The organism is Leptospira kirschneri serovar Cynopteri str. 3522 CT, assembly GCF_000243695.2.
Lineage (GTDB): Bacteria > Spirochaetota > Leptospiria > Leptospirales > Leptospiraceae > Leptospira > Leptospira kirschneri.
Map to the genome: position 1 here is coordinate 300993 of NZ_AHMN02000013.1, position 21603 is coordinate 322595.

The window sequence follows — 21603 nt, forward strand, 5'->3', positions numbered from 1 at the left end:
TAAATTTTAGGACGAAGTTTTACGATTTTATACTATATTAGAATCAAAAATAGCAAAAAATATTCAAAAGTTCTACTAAAGAGAACCTTTATGAAATCCAAAGATACCGGTCTTTAAAATTGCATGTCCGATTGAAATAAAAATTTTGCAAATTTAAACAAATTAAAAATCCATTTTATAGTTTATATCAAAAAATAACTCTGTCTTTTAATCGAGAAGTTTGCCGATGAGACTGAACTTATATATGCGAAAACCATGATTCATTTTTTTGTTATAAAATAAAATTTTAAAACGTTTGAAAATTGGAATGTAGGTTAGAATAACATAACATTTTTTATATTCAAACTTTTTTGGAATAGAACGTATCTTCGGGAAACGATAAATTTTTTTAGTTCGTTTTAGATATAATCAATCAATTTGTTTTTCAAATGTTTATTTGAAAACGTTTAGGATTGCCTTTGCCGATTGAAGACTCATTTTTGACCTGAAACGGAGGAATTGAATTGAAAAAAAGAAGACTGGGAAAATCGGGTATGGTCGTTTCCGAAATCTGTATGGGAACGATGACCTTTGGATCCACTTGTGACGAGGCGGAGGCGTTCCGTATTTTAGATAGGGCTTACGACGCGGGAATCGATTTTTACGATACGGCTGAAGTTTATCCAGTTCCACCTGACGCTAGTTATGTGCATGAGACGGAAAGAATTTTTGGGAAGTGGTTAAAGACCAAGAAGAGAGATTCTATTTTAATCGCCACTAAAGTTTGCGGTCCTGGACATGGTTGGTTTGCTCCTCCAGTTCGAGAAGGGAAAACCGCGTTGGATCGGAAAAACATCCGAGCTGCGATTGAAGGAAGTCTCAGACGTTTGGGAACCGACTTTGTAGATCTTTATCAAACACATTGGCCGGATCATGATTTCGGCTATCAAGAGACTCTTCAAACTCTGACGGAACTAATTCGGGAAGGAAAGGTTCGTTATATCGGTAATAGCAATGAAACCGCGTGGGGAATGATGAAAAGTCTTTCCGTTGCCGAGGAATTTGGTTTTTCACGTTATGAGTCCATTCAAAATAATTTTAGCATATTAAACCGAAGATTTGAAGACGCGTTATCCGACATTTGTAAAAGAGAAGGTGTGAGTCTTTTACCTTATTCTCCGATTGCGGGTGGAGTCCTTTCGGGGAAGTATAATTCTTCCAATCCTCCTCAGAATGCCAGATTCAGCCGTTATCTAAATTCTGGAGAAAGACAGAAAAAAATGGCTCATCGTTTTTTAAACGAAGGCACATTGGCTTCTACCCAAAAATTAATGAAGATCGCGCAAGAAGCTGAAATGTCAGTTACGGTTCTTGCGGTCGCTTGGTCTAAACAACACGATTACGTCGCTTCTACAATTATCGGAGCGAATACGGTGGAACAATTGGAAGAAAGTCTAAAGGCTAAGAACGTGATTCTATCGGAAGATGTTTTAAAAAAGATAGATGAGGTTTCCAAAGAAATTCCTTATCCGATGGGATAGGCACTGATAAACCGTTTGATACTTTCGGAATTACCGAATAGAATTAGTATTTCCTTTTCTTGGAATATTGTTTTGGAATCGGGGAGGAATACTCCCCCTTCCGATTCGTTTCCGTTTAATTCCGCTTTTCTAATTGCAACTAAGTTGAGCTGAAAATTTTCCCTAAGGTTGAGCTCTTTTAGTTTCGTACCGTAAAGAAGAGGTGAAATTTCCACTTCAAAAAGACTATATTCTTCGCTTAACAAAGTAGCCTTTTTAACTCCTTGATAACTCAGTTGTTCCGCCATGGAAGCTGCCGCTCTTTCTTCCGGGTTGAAAAGGTTTTCGATTCCGATCATCTGAAGTATTTTACGATTCAATTCGGAATGATAACGTATGTGTAATGATTTCAGATTCATCGCTTTTAAATTGTATGCGGTTGTGATCAGTGATTCGAAATTTTCAGCGAGCGCGACTACAATTTCATCCATGTCCTCTAGATCTAATTCTTCTAATGAAGTTCGATTATTTGTATCTACACATACGGCGAGAGCACAAAAGTCCTTAATTTCCTCTATGATTTTTATGTCTTTGTCTATCGCAGTGACTTCGTGTCCGTTTTCGTTCAAGTAGACGACTAAGGCCTTGCCGAATTCTCCCAGACCGATAACCGCGATTCTCTTTTTGAGAGTTTTATTTTTTCTTTTAATCGCCATGAGGTTTCTCCTTTATCCTACTATGATCGATTCTTCCGGAAATTTAAGTCCGGACTTTTTTTCTTTAGGAACGAATGCAATCAGTATGGTCAACATTCCAACTCGACCGCAAAACATTATTAAACAGATCAAAACTTTTCCTGCCGAAGTGAGAGAAGGGGTAATTCCTCTGGAAAGTCCCGCGGTTCCAAATGCGGAGACTACTTCGTAACAAAGATCTAAAAACGCGGAGTTTTCAGTACAGGTTAAAAAGAAAATTCCAAAAAAGATTAAAAATAAAGAAACTAAAATTCCTGCGGAGGCTCTGGAAGTGGTTCCGGAAGAAATTCTTCTTCCGAAAACTTCTAATTCTTCCTTTCCTCGAATGTGATTGAATAGATGTAGTACTGAAATCGCAAGGGTTGTTGTTTTGATCCCACCTCCTGTGCCGTTAGGTGATGCGCCTACCCACATCAAAAAAAGACTGACGAAAATCATAGGAGTTCCCATTTTAGAAATACTTAATGTATTAAAACCCGCGGTCCTTGAACTGATGGAATAAAAAAGGGAATGAAACATTCCGTCTATTACTCCTAATCCAGAAAGTGTTTCTTTTCTTTCCAAAACGTAGTAAGAAACCATTCCGAATAAAATCAAACCGACGGTTACGGTCAGAATCAGTTTTACACCTAGTTCCATTCTTTTGGGATGATCTCCTATCTTAAATACCCATTGAATTAGATGGTTTACCGTCGGAAAACCCAAACCACCTAGTACGATTAAAATCATCACCACGGATAAAAATTCTTTTTGGTTTAACATCCAATCGGTTTCAAATCCTTTGGGAAAGGTGGAAAAGCCTGCGTTGCAAAACGAACTTACCGAATGAAACAAGGAATAAAAAATTTTATTTTTAAGATCCATTTCGTTTGGATTCGGATAACAGATAAAGATCAATAGAGCTCCGATCGCTTCTATGAGAAAAGTTTGAGCGGCTACTTGTTTTAAAACGGAGGAAGCTCGTCCTACACTTTCCTGACTGAATAGATCTTTAATTAGAAGTTTATTTGTGACGCTAACTTGGCCCGCCAAAAAGATCGCAAAAAAAACGGTAAGGGTCATCAAACCGAGTCCGCCGATTTGGATCAAAATCATCAGGATGGTTTGTCCCGTTCCGGTCAGTTGAGTGGAAACCGAAATCGTACTCAAACCGGTGACACAAACCGCACTTACTACCGTAAAAAAAACGTCTATCGTAGAAATCGAAATCGTTTGGGCTCTTGGCAAAGATAGTGCGAGTGTACCTAAAAGAATCAAAATTCCAAAACTTACCGCTATGACTAAGGACGGACTGATTTGTCTGTAATTGAGAAGTTCGGTTTTTCGGATCAGTCTAGAAAAGTTACTGAATAAAAGAAATAATTGGCTCAAAGATAAAAAGGCCAAACTTGCGTCTTCTCCACTTAAAGAATCGAGAGTTAGAATTTCATAAATTTCTTGACTGATGATTTCTTGAAATACGATTAGAAAAACGACAATTGCTTCCGTTTTATGTGTTTTCAAATAATCGAATAAATTGTTTTCTACGAAAATAAACGAAAGCGCTTCGTAAACCACAAGAGAAACTACAATTACATTTACGAGTAATCGGATCCAATGGGTCCATTCGTGCGGATAATAAAATCCATAGATCAAAATCAAAAGACAAAGAGAAATGGTTCCGCAGATAGAATAGTAAATTCTTAAAAAAGGATAGATTTTAGTTTGATAAAAAATGGTTATGCTTCTTCTTATATTCGATAATTTGAATATAATATCCTTAACGGAATTCATTAGAAACTGACGTTAAAGAGAGAAATCTCCAGTTTATATTCTCTTCCTGGAACCGGAGAGGCCGAAGCCGAACCAGAAATAGGAAGAGAATTTCCGAAACCTAGAGAGTCTGCGGATGTTGGTTCTACGGGAGGGGACTCTGGCTGATTCTCCTTTTTCATGGATTCGTACTCTTTCATATCGTGCCAGGCGTTTGCAAAAGCAAGACTAGTTCCGAAAGTAAAAATGAAAATTGAACCTCCGAAAGTTTTTTGAAATTTATGATAACCTGGAATTCTTGCATTGGCGGCGATCGCATATCCTATTCCTAGTGTGATCGGAAGTGTCATAAAAAAGATAATGGTAAAACGACGAAACGTGGTTTCGGTATATTTTTCTTCTTCGAAAACTTGATTCTGTTTTCTTTTTTTATCCGCTTGTTGTTGTGCCTGTCTTTGAAGGATCGTTTCTACGTTAATATTGCCTGTAAGAGGATTGATTAGATTGTCTTGTTTTCTTTCCGTATTTGGAGTTGTGGTTCTTCGCAGTCCTCCTGTTGCGGGAAAGGGGCTTTCAAAAGGGATCTGAACGTTTTTAGGAGAAATCAGGGCGGGTTTTTTGAAAGTAGGGGGAACCGTATATTCCTGGAACACTTCTCGGGTCTGAGAATCTTTATAGTTTCTTAGATTAAAATCATAAGGATCTGAAAAATCCGTTTGGCTTTGAGAGATGAGAGGTTTAGGATTTAAAAGAGAAAAAATAAGAAGTATGGTCGTAAGTTGGATGATTTTATGAAATCGGAACCAAATTGTTTTGTTGAAAAAATTGGCAGAGGAACTTTGAATTTTTTTACGACTTGTTCCATTTTTATATACAAGTGTTTCGCAGTTTCGAACGAAATTCAGTCGATTCTTGCGGATTTCTTGTAAGTTTAGCATGGCTTTCTTCTAAAATCTTTTAGACATAGGTCGAGGCAAGGATTTTTAGGTTCTCCCGAAAGTGTGGGAACTCACACGCTTTACAATAAAAAAGCCGTTCAAAACTCGCAAACCGCCGAAAAGAGACGTAATCTGCGGGAACTCACACATTTTTTAAAAACTTTCTAAAACTTCGAATTCAGAAGACGATTTTTTTCCGCTTAGAATTTCCGAAGTAAATAAAAAAGAATTCCGTCTGACCGTTTCCAAGACTTCGGTGCTAAGACCGATTTTTGCCGCCTTAGAAAATTCTTCTTGAATCGAGGTTCCGAAAATTCCGGGATCATCCGTAGAGATCGTAAATTTCATATCATTCTTTGCGAAACGAAGGATCGGATGAGATTCCGGATTGACTACCATTCCTATATATTCGTTCGAACTGGGACAGGATTCGATAATCGCGTTTGTCTGTTTGATTTTAGAAATGCAGTAATTTTGAAAGCCAATACATTCCTCTAAAAAAGAAGGGTTAATATTGAATTTTACAGTTTCCTTATGTTTGAGAGAATCGATTTCGTTTCCGATTTTTTCTCTCGAAGGAACTTCAAAATAAAAATCTAATTCCTCTTTTCGATCATAGTATAATTGAAGTTGGTCCAGTCTTTCCGATTTGGGTTCCGTAATTTTATCTTTCATTTTTTCAGAAGGATGAAGTCCGAGAGCGATCGCGTGTCCAAGGCGATGGACTCCCCATTCTGCAGATTCTAAAACCCATCTAGACGCAGATAAAATCGACTTATCTTGAAAACTTTCTCCTACGTGATAAAGAATTGCAAGTGCCGTGTCTTTTTCGGCTTGGTTGTCTTTATTTACTTCCCGGAAAAAATTTCTTTTCTCCTTGGGAGGAAAACCTTCTTCTATATAACAAAAATCTAATCCTACTAAGTAATCTCTAATCAGTGAATTTTTTTCCATAAGATTTTTGTAAATTGAATATTCTTGGAATACGTCTCCATCTCTGTGTAAAGAAATTACCAATTTACCTTTGGCAAGACCGCCGGTTTTTTCCTCACCGAGCGCCAGACCTTCACAGGCGGCTAAGGTTTTTTCATAGATTCCAAGTTCTGTTTCCAAAGGAGAATACATCAATCTATATTCTCCGTAAGTTACACCTTGAAGGAATTGATTTTCTACAATTCGAGTGGCGACTAACGATATTTCGGCGGGATCGAACTTGGACAAAGCGATGATTAGATTAAACTTTGCCTGAAATTCGGTAAATGGACCTTTGTGATTGAACTGATAGAGTTTGCGGAAATAATCCGGATCTTGATAGTCTTGGAAAAAAGTTTCTGTAGAAATTTTTTTACCAAAACATTGTAAATACGAATTGGTGAAAATTTCCCAACGAGGGGAAGGGTTGGATTTTCCCAACTCGTATAAAAATTCGGAAGTAATCGATCCATAAAGATGATTGTGAAGATCTGCGTATGGTTTCATAAAAGTTGCAATGTCCGATTTTTGTATTTTTATAAGATAAATTAGGATTCGATTTCAAAGGAAAGAAATTTTTAGAATATACACACACTATAAATTTTGTGAATTCTATTTGTGTCTTATACGACTTGTGAAAGTTAGGATCTATACTATGTAGGTTTTTTGATAAAACTCATGTTAAATAAGAATTCAGAGGATTTGAAATAGGGAACCGGCTGGACCGTTCTCTGCGTTTCTTGCAGAAGTTGTGGGATTTATATTTTAGAGTATTATGATATACTTTATTATTGAATCTGGGGAATATTGTTTTTCAATTCAGTTTTCTGAAGGGGGAAAGCCTTCCCCTCGCTGCAGCCGAATAGGCTTCCGCTACCCCTTCTCCGGGTCAATCCCTCCGTTTTCAAGACCCGGACCCAAATTCACGTTAAAATATAATGTTTTCTTTCTAAAATTTTTTTATAAACCACTCCGTTTAGATAGGTAGAGAGAACCGTTTTCTAGTATGGATATACTTTTATTCGATGACGGTCAAAAAATTGAATCTACTTTGATAGAAGGTGTTGTTGGAACGGATTCCCTTTTGGTTCCAGAAGTTTATTGGAATCGGTTGAGTCCTCAAGAAAGAAAGGTTCTTAGGAATCGGCTTCCCTTTTTACTGAGAAAATATTCAAAACAAATTGCGTCTATGACGCGGCTTCATGATAAAGCTGGGAAAATCAAATATAATCTGGGTGTAGGTAAAATGAAAAAATTTAGTATTCGGGTTCATACAGGTGTTTGGGCGACCTTAGGTGTGTTAGCTGCTGCTCATGGGGTTTCTAGGTGTTATCTTTTTAATTATATGCTCTGGCTGGAGGAGCAAGGTGATTTTTTTTGTGAAAACTTTGAACCGGGGAGTTCCTAGCTTTCACTGGACTTACGAAATGACTTGGAAGATCAACAGGAGACAAAATCTCATATCAAGAGAATTAAAGTTCGAACCAAACCCAATGACGGACAAATATCCCTATTACTTACAGACGTCTTCGTAATCATTATCACGCAGATGAAAATGTTACGTTTGTTCTAAACAGAATAATTGTGTACCATGTTGATCAACATTAAGCAAAACTGTTAAATCACCAAACACTTGATTTATGCAGATTCTTCAGGATACACTTTGAATTTGATTTTATAAAAGAATTCTTTTTATCTCGATTGAAGTCGTTGAAAAATAAACTTTCTATTGTTTCATATTCATTAAAAGTGAATGGATAATGCCGTTTTCCTAATGTTAGATATAAAATTTTCAACAACTCTATTCTTAAATTCATTTTTAATATTAAAACAAGATTTAGAATTCCCCGCAAAAAATTAAAATCCCAAACAAAGAAGAAAGTTTTTTTGAAAATGAATAGTTTTTCTGCTTCTTACTAAAATCTTGGAAGAACCGTGAGAACTTTACATCATTTAGTTCATACTTTTTATAGAAACATACGTCCGAGTCTTTTAAATTCCATGATCTTAAAACTCGCGGTGCCAGTTGTGTTCGGGATGCTCAGCCAAACGGTGGTTTGGGTGACCGATACAATGATGGTAGGAAGACTTGGGAAACATTCTATTGCTTCAATTGGAATCGGAGGAATTGCACATTTTACTGTACTTGCGTTTCTGATGGGATTTTCGATGGGAATACAAGTAATCGTAGCCAGGAGATTTGGAGAAAAAAACGATTCTGAAATCGGAAAGATTGGAATCACTGCTTTGTATCTTGTGATCGTATTTGGAAGCATTTTATCGATCGGAGGGGCCATGATCAGCGAATGGTTGATGAACCTTCTTAATAAGGACGAAATCGTAAGAAAACTTTCCAGCGAATATTTATACTTCCGTTTTTTAGGGACTATTTTTTTCTTTTTACTATTTACTACAAGAGCCTTTACCGATGGATTGGGGATCACTACTGCAGGTCTTGCATCCATGATTATAACATGTTTTACGAATATATTTTTAAATTGGATGTTGATCTACGGGAACTTAGGTTTTGAACCTATGGGAGTTAAAGGAGCAGCTATTGCTTCTTCTTTGGCGGGAGGGGCGGGATTATTTGCGTTCCCTTTTTACTTTTATTTAAAAGGTTTAGGAAAGTATTTTTCTCATATATCTTGGGCGTTTAGTTGGAATCATTTTCGGGAAATCTTAAAGGCGAGTACGGCGCCTGCACTTGCAGAACTTCTAAATAACATTTCCTTTATGATCTTTACGGAGTTTGCTACAATCGTGGGAACAACCGCGTTAGCCGTAACCAATATGCTTTTTAGTACTTTGAGTCTTTCCTTTTTACCCGGATACGCATTTGGAATTGCTGCGACGACTATACTTGGACAAGCTTTGGGAGCGGGAAAACCAAAACTTGCTTATCACGGAGCATTTCGATCCGCTTTTTTTGCCGCTTGTGTTATGGGAAGTATGGGACTTGTTTTTATTTTTTGGGGAAAAGACATGTTGTCCTTTTATACGAAGGATCAGGAACTGATTGAAGAAGCGTATTCTCCTTTGTTAATATTAGGAATGATTCAAATTGTGGACGCTTATCATATGGTGATCGCTTGTGCTCTTCGTGGTGCGGGACTTCAAGACTTTGTATTTCGTGCATATACGGCCGCGTCTTATTTAGTGTTTTTACCTTCTGCTTACTTTATGGGAGTTTATTTAGGAATGGGATCGACTGGATTGTGGTCCGGAATCGTAGCTTGGGTTTTAGTATTAGCTAGTGTGTTCGTAGTTCGATTTAGAAGAAGGGATTGGATTCAAAATCCAGTTTAAACTTTCTTGCCAGATCGGGTTTTAGGGTTTTTCTGGTCTGAAGATGAAAAAAGCTCTCATAACAGGGATTACAGGACAAGACGGATCCTATTTAACTGAATTTTTACTTCAGAAAGGTTATCAAGTTCATGGAATTGTTAGAAGATCTAGTATGTTCAACCGAGCGAGAATCGAACATCTACGTGGGAATTCCAATCTTGTTCTACATTATGGAGATTTAACCGATTCGAGCAATTTAAACCGAATTTTGGAAAAGGTTTCTCCGGACGAAATTTACAATCTCGCGGCTCAATCACACGTAGGAGTCTCTTTTGAGGTTCCGGAATATACTGCTGAAGCGGACGCGGTAGGAACGCTTCGAATTTTAGATGCAATCAAACAGATCGGAGTGAAGAGTCGATTTTATCAGGCTTCTACGTCTGAACTTTACGGAAAAGTGCAAGCAATTCCACAAACGGAAACAACTCCGTTTTATCCTAGATCACCGTACGCGGTGGCAAAGTTATATGCTTATTGGGCTGTAGTAAATTATAGAGAGGCATTTGGGATTCATGCTTCTAATGGAATCCTTTTCAACCACGAATCGCCTAGACGTGGAGAAGGGTTTGTGACAAGAAAGATTACTCTTGGAGTTGCTAATCTAGTCGCTAAAAAAGGTGGCCCCATTCAGCTCGGAAACATGGACGCAAAAAGAGACTGGGGATACGCGCCCGACTATGTAGAAATGATGTGGATGATGTTACAACAACCGGAAGCGGATGATTATGTAGTGGCGACTAACGAAACACATACGGTAAGGGAGTTTGTGGAAAAGTCATTTGGATTTATAGGAATTCAAGTGCGCTGGGAAGGAAAAGGAGATTCCGAAAAGGGATTTGATGCAAAATCTGGGCAGTTGCTCGTAGAAGTGAATCCAAAGTTTTATCGCCCAACGGAAGTGGATATTTTGATCGGAGATCCCGCAAAAGCAAAAAAGAAATTGGGTTGGGAACCGAAAGTAAAATTTGAAGAACTGGTCAAGATTATGACCAAGGCGGACTGCGAGTCGGTTGGAATCAAGATTTAAAAAACATTTCTATATTAGAATATAAAAATGTTATGTATAATTATACGTGTATGGGTTTTTCTGGATCGATTTTCAATTAATGATCTCTATAAAATTGAGTACCGTTAATTCTATCATAAAACGCTGATTCTATGTAAAATATTAGGTACTTTATTATATAGTTATCAGTAATGGAATCTTTCAACAACTCTATTAAGAATCTATCCTAAAGCTTCAGATTTTAGGAACTCCCACGAAAGTTTAAGAACACTGAAGACTATAAATTGCATGAAAGAAATGTAATTCTATATTTTGTCTTTAATTACAATTTATTATAGAACACACAATCTATCGAGCGCCGGTAGAAGCGAGACACTGAGTTTGAGGAAAGTGTTTGCTGAGTTCAAACGCGACCTGCAGAGCGACCCGCGATGCATTGAGTTTTCAGAGCGAACCGAAAAACTCAGCGAATGCCTTTCTAAGGATCGGCATTCGGAAGTGTTCTGCTGAATTCTCCTACGAGTCAATCGTTTTCGTGTTAGGTCGAACCCACGTTAAACAAGATAACGTTAGTCGATTCTTTGTCTAAATGTTGATGGACACTCAATTTTATGGTATTGGTGATGGCTATATAAAGAGTATCTAATGTTTTGTGCTCCAGAATGCTTTTGTGATAAAGATGTTCGTTTCTATATTATATAATTATAAATAATAAAATTATTGATTACTTTTAAACAAAAATTCCGTAGACGATCACAGAAATTCCTATTAGATTAGTGATTACTCCGATCGAACCTAACAACTTACCTAAAATTGGATTTTCCTGGAATTCATCTTTGATACCTTGGAGCCAATTGATCGTATCTTTGAGGGCCAAAAAAACGGAGGAAGTTGCAAAAAGGGAAGCACCGATTAAAGCCAAAGTTTCGGAAAGATTTGCGTATCTAAAAGCGATTACCAGAGCAAGTAACATCGAACCTTGCATAAGAGATCCTATATGTCCGGCTTGCAAATAACGAGAAGCGAACTCAGCTTTTTTTCTTGCGAGTGCATAAGGAAACCCTAAAAAACTTCCGTAGGCTAAATTCAAAACACCGGCAATAACTAAAATTTTTTCAGGTAGGAGCATAAAACACCTCTTTTGAGAAGGAAAAATAATTCATACCTTAACTTTCGTCTATAATTAAAATTTAAAATGACTTGAGTTCAGCGTAGAGAGTAGTGTTTTATAAAAATTAATCTTTCCGCAAAAATAAAAGAATCGTATGTGGGATATATCACAAAAAAGTCAACAATTCCGGGTTGGGTGTAATCTTTTGAAAACTTCTATGTTTTGGTAAAATTGTCCGTTAATTTGCGGTACCATTTTTATTATATTAACGTGAATTTGATCGCGATTCATTTTTCTGAAAAAACTTGGGATCTAATCTTTGCAATCGATTCCTGAAATGTGGGAACTCATACAAGTCCCAATCACGAAAAATAACTATTTAAAAATTTCTAATGTGACTTAATCTGTGGGAACTACCGCAAACCACGATTTTACGGTAGAACTTTAAAATGTGGGAACTCATACAAGTTCCAATCACGAAAAATAACTATTTAAAAATTTCTAATGTGACCTAATCTGTGGGAACTACCGCAAACCACGATTTTACGGTAGAACTTTAAAATGTGGGAACTACCACGAATCTGGACTTTCACAGTAAAACTTACAAACTCAAGTATTCTTCGAGCAAAGAAGGGTCCTTGATCCGTAAAAATAAAAAACCCCACCGATTTTCCGGAGGGGTTTTCAATTTCCATTTTGTTTGAAAGAGAGGATTAAGGTCTAACCGAAATCACTTCGTCCTTGTTAACAAGATTAACGATGTGTTTGTATTCAGGAGAATCTTTTCCATACTTCAATTCAGTAGCTCTCAAAAGGTGAACGTTTTTCTTATAACGGTATTTGAACATCTGATCTTCGGATGCCCCGCCGTTCTTTTTGATCATGTTCTCCTCGAAAGCGTAACAACTTGCTAGATACTTATGAGCAGGATATTCCTTTTCGTTTTCATCGATCTCGATATAGAGTTCGAGAATGGGGATACACTGAGGAAGATTTTGTAAATCATATTCAGTAAGGATCCAAGATCTATAAGTATCAGAAAGAAGTCTTTTGAACTCCGGTCTTTCTCTCAAGTCTGGGTTTTTGATTTCATCCAAATGATTGATCGCCTTGGTGAAATAATTTAAAGCCTGTTGTTTAGCAACTAGTTTGTCTCTAGAAACGACACGGTCTTCTCTCGCCTTACGATCTACTTTTTGCCAGTACCACTTCTCATCGAGACGCTTTTTTTCAGCTTCTTCTTTGCGGTACTGTTCTATGGCTTCTCTCATTTTAAGAATCGTGTTAACGCCCGATTGGTAATTAGATAATGCCAACCTAAATTTGTTGTTCGCGAATGCTTTGGAGAGTTGGTGGAGTTCTTGGAAATTTTTATCATAGCCCTTAAAATCAGGGTTTTTCCACAGAGCTTCTTGTTCCTGAATTGCTTTTTTACGACGTTTCTGCTCTTCCGTGAGGTTTTTGTCATCGTCTTCGGGAACCAACTCGCCTTTTAACAGCTCATCAATTTTTTCTACAGATTCGTTGGCTTGCTGATTACCGCCCTGATTGTTTTGCTGAGCTAAAACAGACAGGTTGAGTCCCAGCACGGCCAGAAGAATGAATATGCTTTTCATCACCTTCATAATGCTCACACCTTTACTTCTCTTTCAATGGTATTAGGGAAAAGATACATCCTGTGCCTTCTCTCCTGTATATCTATCGGACTTTAGTCCCCGGATATAAACTAAGAACAAATTTTTTTTCCACTTTATTTTAAACAAGGGACATATTTTGTTTTTTTAACGAAAAAAATAGAATTTCAATTCAGTGATTCATTCATCCGAACTTTTGTTCCTTCAAGTTCAAAACTTTCGCTATTTTCTATCCTTCCTTTGATTTTTCCAGCAGATTCTGTTTTCAGAAAAGGTTTTCCTAGCTTCTTTTTGAGCTTGTCCCAAAATCTAAAAAGAAATTAAGATTAGAATTGAAAAAAGTTCTAACAAAAATGTATGGAGATTATGTTTCTTTGCGTTGTTCAATTTAAGATTGTATGAGTTCCCACATTTTTTTTAGAACTAAAATGTTTCATTTCTATGAACGTTAGAGAAACTAAAGGTCTCGTTTCTGCGGTTGCTCGACAAATCTTGATGAAAAACTGAAATTACCGATATGATTCTCAAAAAATACACACCTATTCAAGAAGGTTCTCCCGATTGTTCACACTGTGGCGGGGTTGGGTTTTTCCTAACGGAGAATGTTGTCGGAACTAGTTCTGGTGTACTTTCCATTTGCCACTGCATTTCTGAAAATTGTCCGTGTAATGGTAAACCTCCATGGAGAATTTATGACCACACACTTAGTAAGATGGTGCCTTGTGTTTGCCATAACGCTAGAATGGAGCTTGGTCATCTCGAAAGTATATTCAGAAAATCTGGAATTCCACCTAAGTATAGATATAGAACCTTAGATCAAGCGGATCATGGAACCGATGTAGGAATCTCGTTTACGATCGCTCACGATTGGGCGAACGAGTTGGTTCATAGATGGTCGGATTCTAATATTCATTCCCAAGGATTGTATCTCTGGGGCGGACCTGGAACAGGAAAAACACTACTTGCGTGTATTATATTAAACGAATTGATTTTTAGGTATAAAACAAATTGCAAGTATGCGAAGATCAACAGGGATTTTCTAAACACTTTACGCGAAACTTATCAAAAAGATTCCGAAACTCACGGAATGGAAAAGACGATCGAAACTTTATTTGCGGAAGTCGAAGTATTGGTGTTAGACGATTTTGGGGTTCAAAAAGAATCCGATTGGTCCAATTCCAAATTGTACGATCTGATCGACGCAAGATACGAACAGGAAAAACTCACCATTCTTACTTCGAACACTTCACCTGCCGAATGGAAAGACAAAGCGGAAGGAAGGATTTATTCCAGACTTAAGGAGATGACGCAGGAAATTCATCTGGAATGCTCCGATTATCGTTTGAAACTTTCCGAATCGGGAGGAAGAAAATGAAACAAGCCTTCCTTTCCTTAGGATCCAATCTTGGAAACCGCACCGAGTTTTTAAAAATTGCAGTTCGTAAATTAAAGAACACGATCGGTATCGAAATTCTCAAAGAATCACCACCGTTGAACACGGCTCCTTTGGAAGTTACAGATCAACCTGAATTCCTAAATCAAATTATAAAAATTGAAACTAGTCTGAATCCGGAAGAACTGTTGGAAGTGGCTCTTAGAATTGAAAAAGAAATGGGTCGTCTTCGTAAGATAGACAAAGGACCAAGGGAAATCGACATAGATATTCTTTCTTATGAAGGAGTTGAGATAAATACTCAAGCATTAACTCTTCCTCATCATTCCCTTTTGACTCGTCCTTTTATCAGAGAGATTTTAGAATCGATCGGTGAACAGTCATTATATGAACATTTTGCGAGAGGCAAATATGAAAAACATACATAAGATTTTTTCTCCCGAAAAGAAAGGAAAAGAAAAAATTTCCGTAGTGACATGTTATGATTTCAGCTTTGCTAGAATTTTAAACGAAACTGAAATCGATTCTATCCTTGTTGGAGATTCGCTGGGAATGGTTTTTCAAGGAAATACGAGTACTCTCCCGGTCACTTTAGAAGAAATGATTTATCATACGAAAGCCGTCCGTCGAGGCGCGCCCGACAAGTTTCTGATCGCCGATTTACCTTTTTTAAGTTATCAGACTTCTATCGAAGAAGGGATTTGTTCTGCCGGAAAGATGATGAAGGAAACGGATTGTGACGCAGTTAAAATAGAAGGTGGTTCCGAATTTATCTGCGAGTTGGTTTCTATTCTCAAACAAATTGGAGTTCCTGTGATGGGGCATGTAGGGTTGACTCCTCAGAGTGTACATGTGTTTGGCGGTCATCGGGTTCAAGGCAAAGGAGAAGAATCGAGTTCTAAACTACTCAGAGAATCGATTTCTCTTTTTGAGTCTGGTGTTTTCTCGATGGTTCTGGAAATGATTCCCGCCGAACTAGGAAAAAAAGTAAGTCAAGAAGTAGGTGTTCCTACAATCGGGATCGGAGCCGGTTCGGATTGTGACGGACAGGTTTTGGTTTTAAACGATTTACTTGGATTGGATATAAACTTTCAACCTAAGTTTTTAAAGAAATTTTCCAATCTGCATTCTATCGTAAAGGAAGCGATCGCAGATTATGATAAAGAAGTAAAATCTGGAGAGTTTCCAGGGAAAGATCATAGTTTCTGACGAATTCTTGACGATAATCGAAATCATAAAAGGTTGTAAACTTAAGGGAGATGATCCCGTTGGAGTGAAGTGTGGACATAGTTGAGTTGGAAAAGGGTCATCCGGATGCGGAGAACAAAATTAAAGATTTGGCAAAAGAGTGCGGGAATCAAACTGAGATTATCCGTGGTGCTGCGGTATCTGACACGATCCATTTTATAGGAGATACGCGTAAAATTTCCGAAAAAGAAGGTTATGTCAAAGAACTTCCCGGAGTGATTAAAATCTGGAACGTGTCCATTCCTTATAAAAACATCGCAAAAACTGCGGCAGGAAAAAATGGAGAAGTGGTTCATAGAGCCACTCGAATTGTGGAAGTCAAAGGCCCAGACGGATTAGTCCGTAAATTTGGAACCGGAAAACATATCTTTATCGTGGGACCGGACTCTCCGCAAACCTATGAACAAACTCTAACAATTGCAAAACAAGCGGTTGAACTCGGAAAAAAATACAACATTTTAGATAGAATCATCTTTCGAGGGGGAGCTTTCAAACCTCGTACTCGTCCGACCGATTGGAGAGGGCTCGGTTGGGAAGGAATCGAGATGATGGATAAGGTCAAGGCGGAAACCGGATTGCCTTATGTGACCGAAGTGATGGATCATACAATGGCGGAAGAAGTCGCTAAACACGCGGATATGATTCAGATCGGAACTAGAAACGCTCAAGACTTTGAACTTTTAGAAGCCGTGGGAAGAACCGGAAAACCTGTAATTCTGAAACGAGGTTTTGGAAATGAGGCGGTAGAATGGTTTTCTGCTGCTGAATACATTGCTAATCAAGGAAATTTGAATATTATACTTTGTGAAAGGGGAGTTAAGACTCTTTTTATCAAGGAAGGTTATTGTAGAAACACACCCGATTTGAATGTGATCACTCACGTAAAGAATCAGACGATTTTGCCTGTAATCTATGATCCTTCTCACGTTGCGGGAGATGATAAGATCGTGATTTCCAATCTTCTTGCTTCTCTTCCGTTTAATCCGGATGGTTCCATTACGGAAACTCTTCACGTAGAAGAATTCAGAAAAGAACAGATGTGTGATGCGGCTCAGGCTCTTCTCATGAGTATTTACGAAAAGGCGGTTCAATCGATTTTGAAATACGAGGAAACGATTCGTCCGATTACAGATGAGGCAGATTCTTATTTTGTGAAGCGGAAGTCGGGAAAGTAAACTGTAGTTTCGCGCGAGTAACGATTTCTATTTTTCGTCGACTTTGACTTGAAAAAGCGGTCTTGAAAGTTTGAGATCGCTTTTTTATTTTGGGCGTGCCTCTCGCCAGAATATTCAGAAACTGGAATATTCTTTTTAGACTGGGCTTCGAGTCGCGTGCCTTCAGGCTCGCGGATTCCCGCTCGTTCTCTTCGAGAACGCTTCGCGCCTTTCGGCCCACTCACGCGCGAGGGAAACAGCGGTCGGAACTACGTCCGCTTTGATGATATTTAGGTTTTGTTAGAGTTCCTACAAAGTTGGAAAAAATTTATGTTTTTAACGGTGATTCGTACGATTCTTTGGATTTTATTGGCGGGCGTAGTAAGTAGAGTGAGTTATCATTTGGTAATTTGTAATTTACAAACTCCAAAAGCGTATTTTCACGCTTCTCGACATGGAAATACGCTCGTTTTCGAATATGGTCACGATCATACTTCAAATCATTTTGCGCAAATTAGAATCGAATACGAGGACGAAGTAGGACAACAAATTGTTCCGATCATTAAAGGTTATGAAAACGTAAAAATTACACAGGAAGATGGTAAGTTTGTGATCGAAGATTTTCCTTCGAACGTAAAAAGTATAAATGTTATTTACGATCTTCAATATGATCGGTTTGCTCCGTCCATGCTTATTAAAGAAGAAACGATTTTTATAGATTGATTTGTATAAAGAATATAATTTTTGAAAACGACAGTATCAGCAATCCTGTGTAAATGAAGTTTTTTAAAAAGAATCGATTTCAGTCGACCCTCGAAAATAGATTCATTACTTTTTTCCAACCCTTGTATTGATTAATTCCTTGATTCAAAACGAAGTTGAAGATTCAAATTTAGTAGATTTATATATTCGCAAAATCAAAGTTATACGATTCCAAATTTCTTTTTGAGTTCTTCTTTAGTTTGTTGCCAAATCGACGGCATTTTTAGACTCAAATTATAAGACTGATCTTGATCTCCTGCTTTGAGAAAACGTTCCGCTTCTGCGACTAAAGTTCTTAAGTCTTCTAAGCCGAAGTTAGCCGAAACACCTTTGGTTTGATGAAGTTCTGCTTGAAGTTCAGCGTCTTTTTTTTCTTTTGTAAAATGAACGATATTATTAACTCGAACTTCCATGTTCGTAAGAAGGGATTCGACCATTTCCCTGAGCCAAGCGGCTTCTTCTTCATCGTCTCCTTGCTTCAAAGAATCTAGTCTATTCCAGTCCACGAGCATCTTTGCGACCTCATCTAAGTTTTTCCTTTTTTCGCGTTAAAAAAAGCTATTTTCTAGTGAATATTACTCTTATTCAAGACATCTTTAAAAGCTTGAATAAAAAAGCAGAGTCAATTTTTGTATTTTAGAGCCTGTGAGGTTTAAATGAAAATACATCCGACTGCTATTATCGATCCAAAGGCGGAATTACACGAGTCCGTAGAGGTCGGTCCTTATTCCATTATCGAAGGAAATGTTTCGATTCAAGAAGGTACTATAATTGAAAGTCATGTAAAGATTTGTGCTGGTTCTGAAATTGGAAAATTCAATCGTTTTCACCAAGGTGCAGTGATCGGAGTGATGCCTCAGGATTTGGGATTTAACCAACAGCTTTTAACTAAAACGGTTATCGGTGATCATAACATTTTTCGAGAATATTCTAACATTCATAAGGGAACAAAAGAAGATTCTCCAACTGTGATCGGAAATAAAAACTACTTCATGGGAAATTCTCACGTAGGCCACGATTGTATTCTTGGAAATAATAATATTCTTACTCATGGATGTGTGTTGGCCGGTCACGTGACTCTGGGTAATTTTTCGTTTATTTCCGGTTTGGTGGCAGTACATCAGTTTTGTTTTGTTGGAGATTATGCGATGGTTGCAGGACTTGCCAAGGTCGTTCAAGACGTTCCTCCTTATTCCACCGTCGATGGAAATCCAAGTACTGTCGTCGGACTAAATAGTGTAGGAATGAAACGGGCCGGTTTTTCTCCGGATGTAAGAAACGCGATCAAACACGCTTATAAAGTTATCTATCATTCCGGAATTTCGACAAGAAAAGCTTTGGACGAGTTGGAAGCTTCTGGAAACTTGATCGAACAAGTTAAGTATATTATAAAATTCTTTAGAGATAGCGATCGGGGAGTGACGAATCACAGGTGAGGTTATTGATTACAGGAGGGGCCGGTTATATAGGAAGTCATGTAGTTGCCCTTCTTCTTGAAAAAAAACACGAACTTATAATCGTAGATAATCTCGAAAAAGGAAACAAATCGAATCTTTTTTCTGGACCACAATTGATTGAGGGAAATATCCAAGACGATTTTGTGTTAGAACAAGCGTTTTCAAAACCTATCGACGCGGTTTTTCATTTTGCTGCGTGGAAGGCCGCAGGCGAATCTATGACTGATCCTTCTAAATACGCTTTGAATAATATCAACGGAACTCTCAAACTTCTTGCCTATATGGAAAAAGCCGGAACGAATAAGTTTATCTTTTCCTCTTCTGCGGCGGTTTATGGTTCTCCGGAATATCTTCCTATCGATGAAAAACATTCAGTTCATCCGGAAAATTATTACGGTTATACAAAACTTGCGATCGAACAAAACTTAAAATGGTACGAGACTCTCAAAGGATTTAGATTTGCTGCATTACGTTATTTTAATGCTGCCGGTTATGATCCGAAAGGAAGAGTTAGAGGATTAGAAAGAACTCCTGCAAATCTTCTTCCTATTATTATGGAAGCCGCAGTAGGAATGAGAAAAGATTTTGAAGTATTCGGCACGGATTATGAAACTCCGGACGGAAGTTGTATACGTGATTATATTCATGTAACCGACTTGGCAAATGCGCACGTTTTGAGTTTGGAATATTTAGATTCCGAAAAAAAATCTCTCACGGTCAATTTAGGTTCTGAAAAAGGGTATTCTGTTTTAGAAGTGGTTCGTCTTGCAGAAGAGGTGGTCGGAAGATCGATTCCTCATAAAATTTCAGGGAGAAGGGCGGGAGATCCCGCAAAACTTTTGGCTTCTTCTGCAATGGCTCAACGTCTATTACAATGGGCTCCAGAATACAGCGAAGCCAAAACACTTCTTAAAACGATGTGGGACGTATATCAAAATCCGGCTTAATGTCCTAAGAGTTTTGTCTAAAATGTTTCTCTTTGGATGAAGTTCTTTTCTGAATCAGCGAATCGATTTACATTCCGGATTGATCGAAGTCACGTATTCCAAAGGAAGGTTTTGTAAAAACTCTCCTCCTGAAAACTTTCCTTTGAATTGAATTTTTCCTTCTTGAAACAGCCGGACCCAGTCTTCTTGCAATTTGTTTGAAATCGGCGCGTAAGACCAGTGCCATTTTTCTTCTTTGTAACCTTTGTTTCCTCTTGAAAGTTTAGGTGTATAAGGTTGGCAGAACCCGAAACGTTTTGCATTTTTAGACATCCAGTTGTAAAATTTTTCCCCCTTACCTCCTTTTTCAAAATAAGAATTTTCTAATGCATTTAGATCCACATCCGTTCCCCAGTGATGTCTTGAGGTTCCCGGAGCGCTTGAAAACTCTAAGATCAAAGAGATGATTTCTTGAGGGGTTTTTCCTTTTACGGATTCTCTCATTTTTCTTTTTCCGGAATACTTTTCTTCCCAAATTCCCTTTTGATCTTTAAAAGAGCGGAATGCGGATACGATAAACGGTTTTTGTTTTTCGTTTGGATTTTCTCTTTGATAGGTTTGAAACAATTCCAAAAGTTTTTCCAAAACTTCTTTTCTAAGATAATGAGTTTTAGTTTCTCCCGGATTGGAATAGGAAGTGAATATTGATTCTTGTTTGAAGTCACCTAACACATAAGCTTCGGGCGTTTGAGAAAAAATCGAGTTTTGGAATAAGAAAATTAAAACTAAATACAATAAATTTTTCATATCTATCGTCAGAATGTGAAATTGAAAGTCTCTTGCAATGGGTTTTTAATGGAAGTCATTCGCAAAATTTTGGAATTCGATACCGATTGAATGGGTCTTTATGGATCCTTGAATATTAGGATCATCTGTTTAGAAATGGAATAGAGCTTAGGTAATAATGGTTGAAATATTTCTGAATGTGGTATGTTTGGTGAAGTTCCGTTATTCGGATTATAACTTTTCAGTTTAGATGCGGATTGATAACACATAAGGGAGAATTTTCGAATGAAAAAAACATTTATCGCTTCTCTGATTTTTTTTCTGTTATTAACGAATTGTTTTCTTTTTGATACGGCAGGTTTTTCCATTCCAGATGCCGTTTCAGGGAAAGAGGCAAAAGACCAGATTCTTACAAGTGCTCTGATCGGAGCAGCTATATCTCCGGACGACACTGCGATTCTTGCGTTGTTAGCTCCCGAACTTGCAAAGGTGGAAGAAGATCGTTATTATAACAAAGCCGACGTAGATGATTGTGCGAACTTTGCCATGATTATCAACTTGGTTACGATCAATATCGGGGGTTTTACCTGTAATCTGGAACCGAGAGAATACGTTTTTAAATACTTTTATTGACGGTTATATTTTGTAGGTTAAACAATATAAGAATCTGTCGGCTAACCCTGGATAGATTCTTATAGCTTGATGAGGTGGAATTAAATACCTAAATGTTTATCACAAAGTGTCGTTTCATGTAAGTTTGATAGAATCCAATGCGAAAGCGATTGAAGCGTAGTAAATAAATTGTAATTCAAGATAAAATATTGTATTACGTTTTTTTCATGCAATTTATTGACTGAAGCTG

General features: G+C 37.7%; 19 protein-coding genes and 1 pseudogene. 12 read left to right on the plus strand and 8 right to left on the minus strand.

Annotation, left to right across the window (positions count from 1 at the left end):
- Window positions 1–503 precede the first annotated feature (503 nt).
- Entirely contained in the window at window positions 504–1520 is a 1017-nt protein-coding gene (locus tag LEP1GSC049_RS210370; protein WP_004755626.1) for an aldo/keto reductase, read from the plus strand.
- Here the strand turns inward: LEP1GSC049_RS210370 and LEP1GSC049_RS210365 are convergent.
- From LEP1GSC049_RS210365 to LEP1GSC049_RS210350, 4 genes are all read right to left on the minus strand, one after another.
- Complete coding sequence (locus tag LEP1GSC049_RS210365; protein WP_004755673.1) at window positions 1505–2215, minus strand: potassium channel family protein; 711 nt, start codon at window positions 2213–2215, stop codon at window positions 1505–1507. The two genes, LEP1GSC049_RS210370 and LEP1GSC049_RS210365, sit on opposite strands and share 16 nt — an antisense overlap.
- A gap of 12 nt (window positions 2216–2227) precedes the next feature.
- Window positions 2228–4027: a TrkH family potassium uptake protein gene (locus LEP1GSC049_RS210360; RefSeq protein ID WP_004757286.1), complete on the minus strand. Its 1800-nt coding sequence runs from the start codon at window positions 4025–4027 to the stop codon at window positions 2228–2230.
- Complete coding sequence (locus tag LEP1GSC049_RS210355; protein ID WP_004755620.1) at window positions 4027–4944, minus strand: hypothetical protein; 918 nt, start codon at window positions 4942–4944, stop codon at window positions 4027–4029. Before LEP1GSC049_RS210355 ends, LEP1GSC049_RS210360 begins: the two co-directional genes overlap by 1 nt.
- Before the next feature lie 153 nt (window positions 4945–5097).
- Window positions 5098–6423, minus strand: a complete 1326-nt coding sequence (locus LEP1GSC049_RS210350) for an adenosine deaminase (protein WP_004755684.1) — start codon at window positions 6421–6423, stop codon at window positions 5098–5100.
- Between the two features lie 499 nt (window positions 6424–6922).
- On the opposite strand from LEP1GSC049_RS210350, the pseudogene LEP1GSC049_RS02000000224825 reads away from it, so the two are divergent.
- The 3 genes and pseudogenes from LEP1GSC049_RS02000000224825 to gmd all read left to right on the plus strand — a co-directional run bounded on the left by LEP1GSC049_RS02000000224825 (window position 6923) and on the right by gmd (window position 10291).
- Window positions 6923–7451 (plus strand): annotated as a pseudogene (locus tag LEP1GSC049_RS02000000224825) (DUF1564 domain-containing protein).
- 400 nt (window positions 7452–7851) lie between these two features.
- A complete protein-coding gene (locus LEP1GSC049_RS210345; protein ID WP_016561074.1) occupies window positions 7852–9225 on the plus strand; it encodes an MATE family efflux transporter in 1374 nt (457 codons plus the stop codon).
- 43 nt (window positions 9226–9268) lie between these two features.
- Window positions 9269–10291 (plus strand): GDP-mannose 4,6-dehydratase, encoded by a 1023-nt coding sequence (gene gmd, locus LEP1GSC049_RS210340; protein WP_004762820.1) that lies wholly within the window; start codon window positions 9269–9271, stop codon window positions 10289–10291.
- A 709-nt stretch (window positions 10292–11000) separates the two neighbouring features.
- On the opposite strand, the gene LEP1GSC049_RS210335 is transcribed toward gmd, so the two are convergent.
- On the minus strand, window positions 11001–11399 hold the full coding sequence (locus LEP1GSC049_RS210335) for a hypothetical protein (RefSeq protein WP_016561061.1): 399 nt from the start codon (window positions 11397–11399) through the stop codon (window positions 11001–11003).
- A 695-nt stretch (window positions 11400–12094) separates the two neighbouring features.
- Complete coding sequence (fcpA, locus tag LEP1GSC049_RS210330; RefSeq protein ID WP_000867010.1) at window positions 12095–13006, minus strand: flagellar coiling protein FcpA; 912 nt, start codon at window positions 13004–13006, stop codon at window positions 12095–12097.
- A 526-nt stretch (window positions 13007–13532) separates the two neighbouring features.
- Between fcpA and zapE the strand changes: the two genes are divergently transcribed.
- From zapE to LEP1GSC049_RS2000000228550, 5 genes are all read left to right on the plus strand, one after another.
- Window positions 13533–14390: an AFG1/ZapE family ATPase gene (zapE, locus tag LEP1GSC049_RS0207045; RefSeq protein ID WP_016748377.1), complete on the plus strand. Its 858-nt coding sequence runs from the start codon at window positions 13533–13535 to the stop codon at window positions 14388–14390.
- Window positions 14387–14836, plus strand: a complete 450-nt coding sequence (gene folK, locus LEP1GSC049_RS210325; protein ID WP_004751449.1) for a 2-amino-4-hydroxy-6-hydroxymethyldihydropteridine diphosphokinase — start codon at window positions 14387–14389, stop codon at window positions 14834–14836. The genes zapE and folK overlap by 4 nt, the downstream gene beginning before the upstream one ends.
- Complete coding sequence (gene panB / locus LEP1GSC049_RS210320) at window positions 14820–15617, plus strand: 3-methyl-2-oxobutanoate hydroxymethyltransferase (protein WP_004751529.1); 798 nt, start codon at window positions 14820–14822, stop codon at window positions 15615–15617. Before folK ends, panB begins: the two co-directional genes overlap by 17 nt.
- Before the next feature lie 71 nt (window positions 15618–15688).
- The gene (locus tag LEP1GSC049_RS210315) at window positions 15689–16831 is read left to right on the plus strand and encodes an N-acetylneuraminate synthase family protein (RefSeq protein ID WP_004751480.1); all 1143 of its coding nucleotides are present in this window, start codon (window positions 15689–15691) and stop codon (window positions 16829–16831) included.
- Window positions 16832–17140: 309 nt separating this feature from the next.
- Entirely contained in the window at window positions 17141–17533 is a 393-nt protein-coding gene (locus LEP1GSC049_RS2000000228550; protein WP_004768749.1) for a hypothetical protein, read from the plus strand.
- A gap of 200 nt (window positions 17534–17733) precedes the next feature.
- On the opposite strand, the gene LEP1GSC049_RS210310 is transcribed toward LEP1GSC049_RS2000000228550, so the two are convergent.
- On the minus strand, window positions 17734–18084 hold the full coding sequence (locus LEP1GSC049_RS210310; RefSeq protein WP_004751522.1) for an Hpt domain-containing protein: 351 nt from the start codon (window positions 18082–18084) through the stop codon (window positions 17734–17736).
- Between the two features lie 144 nt (window positions 18085–18228).
- Here LEP1GSC049_RS210310 and lpxA point away from each other — a divergent pair, with 144 nt between their 5' ends.
- Together lpxA and galE are read left to right on the plus strand one after the other, a co-directional pair.
- A complete protein-coding gene (gene lpxA, locus LEP1GSC049_RS210305) occupies window positions 18229–19008 on the plus strand; it encodes an acyl-ACP--UDP-N-acetylglucosamine O-acyltransferase (RefSeq protein ID WP_004751623.1) in 780 nt (259 codons plus the stop codon).
- A 5-nt stretch (window positions 19009–19013) separates the two neighbouring features.
- On the plus strand, window positions 19014–19976 hold the full coding sequence (gene galE / locus LEP1GSC049_RS210300; protein ID WP_016561072.1) for a UDP-glucose 4-epimerase GalE: 963 nt from the start codon (window positions 19014–19016) through the stop codon (window positions 19974–19976).
- Between the two features lie 54 nt (window positions 19977–20030).
- Here galE and LEP1GSC049_RS210295 read toward each other — a convergent pair whose 3' ends face one another.
- Complete coding sequence (locus tag LEP1GSC049_RS210295) at window positions 20031–20762, minus strand: M15 family metallopeptidase (RefSeq protein WP_004751405.1); 732 nt, start codon at window positions 20760–20762, stop codon at window positions 20031–20033.
- A 264-nt stretch (window positions 20763–21026) separates the two neighbouring features.
- Here LEP1GSC049_RS210295 and LEP1GSC049_RS210290 point away from each other — a divergent pair, with 264 nt between their 5' ends.
- Window positions 21027–21374: a TIGR04452 family lipoprotein gene (locus LEP1GSC049_RS210290; protein WP_004751395.1), complete on the plus strand. Its 348-nt coding sequence runs from the start codon at window positions 21027–21029 to the stop codon at window positions 21372–21374.
- The last annotated feature ends 229 nt before the right edge of the window (window positions 21375–21603 follow it).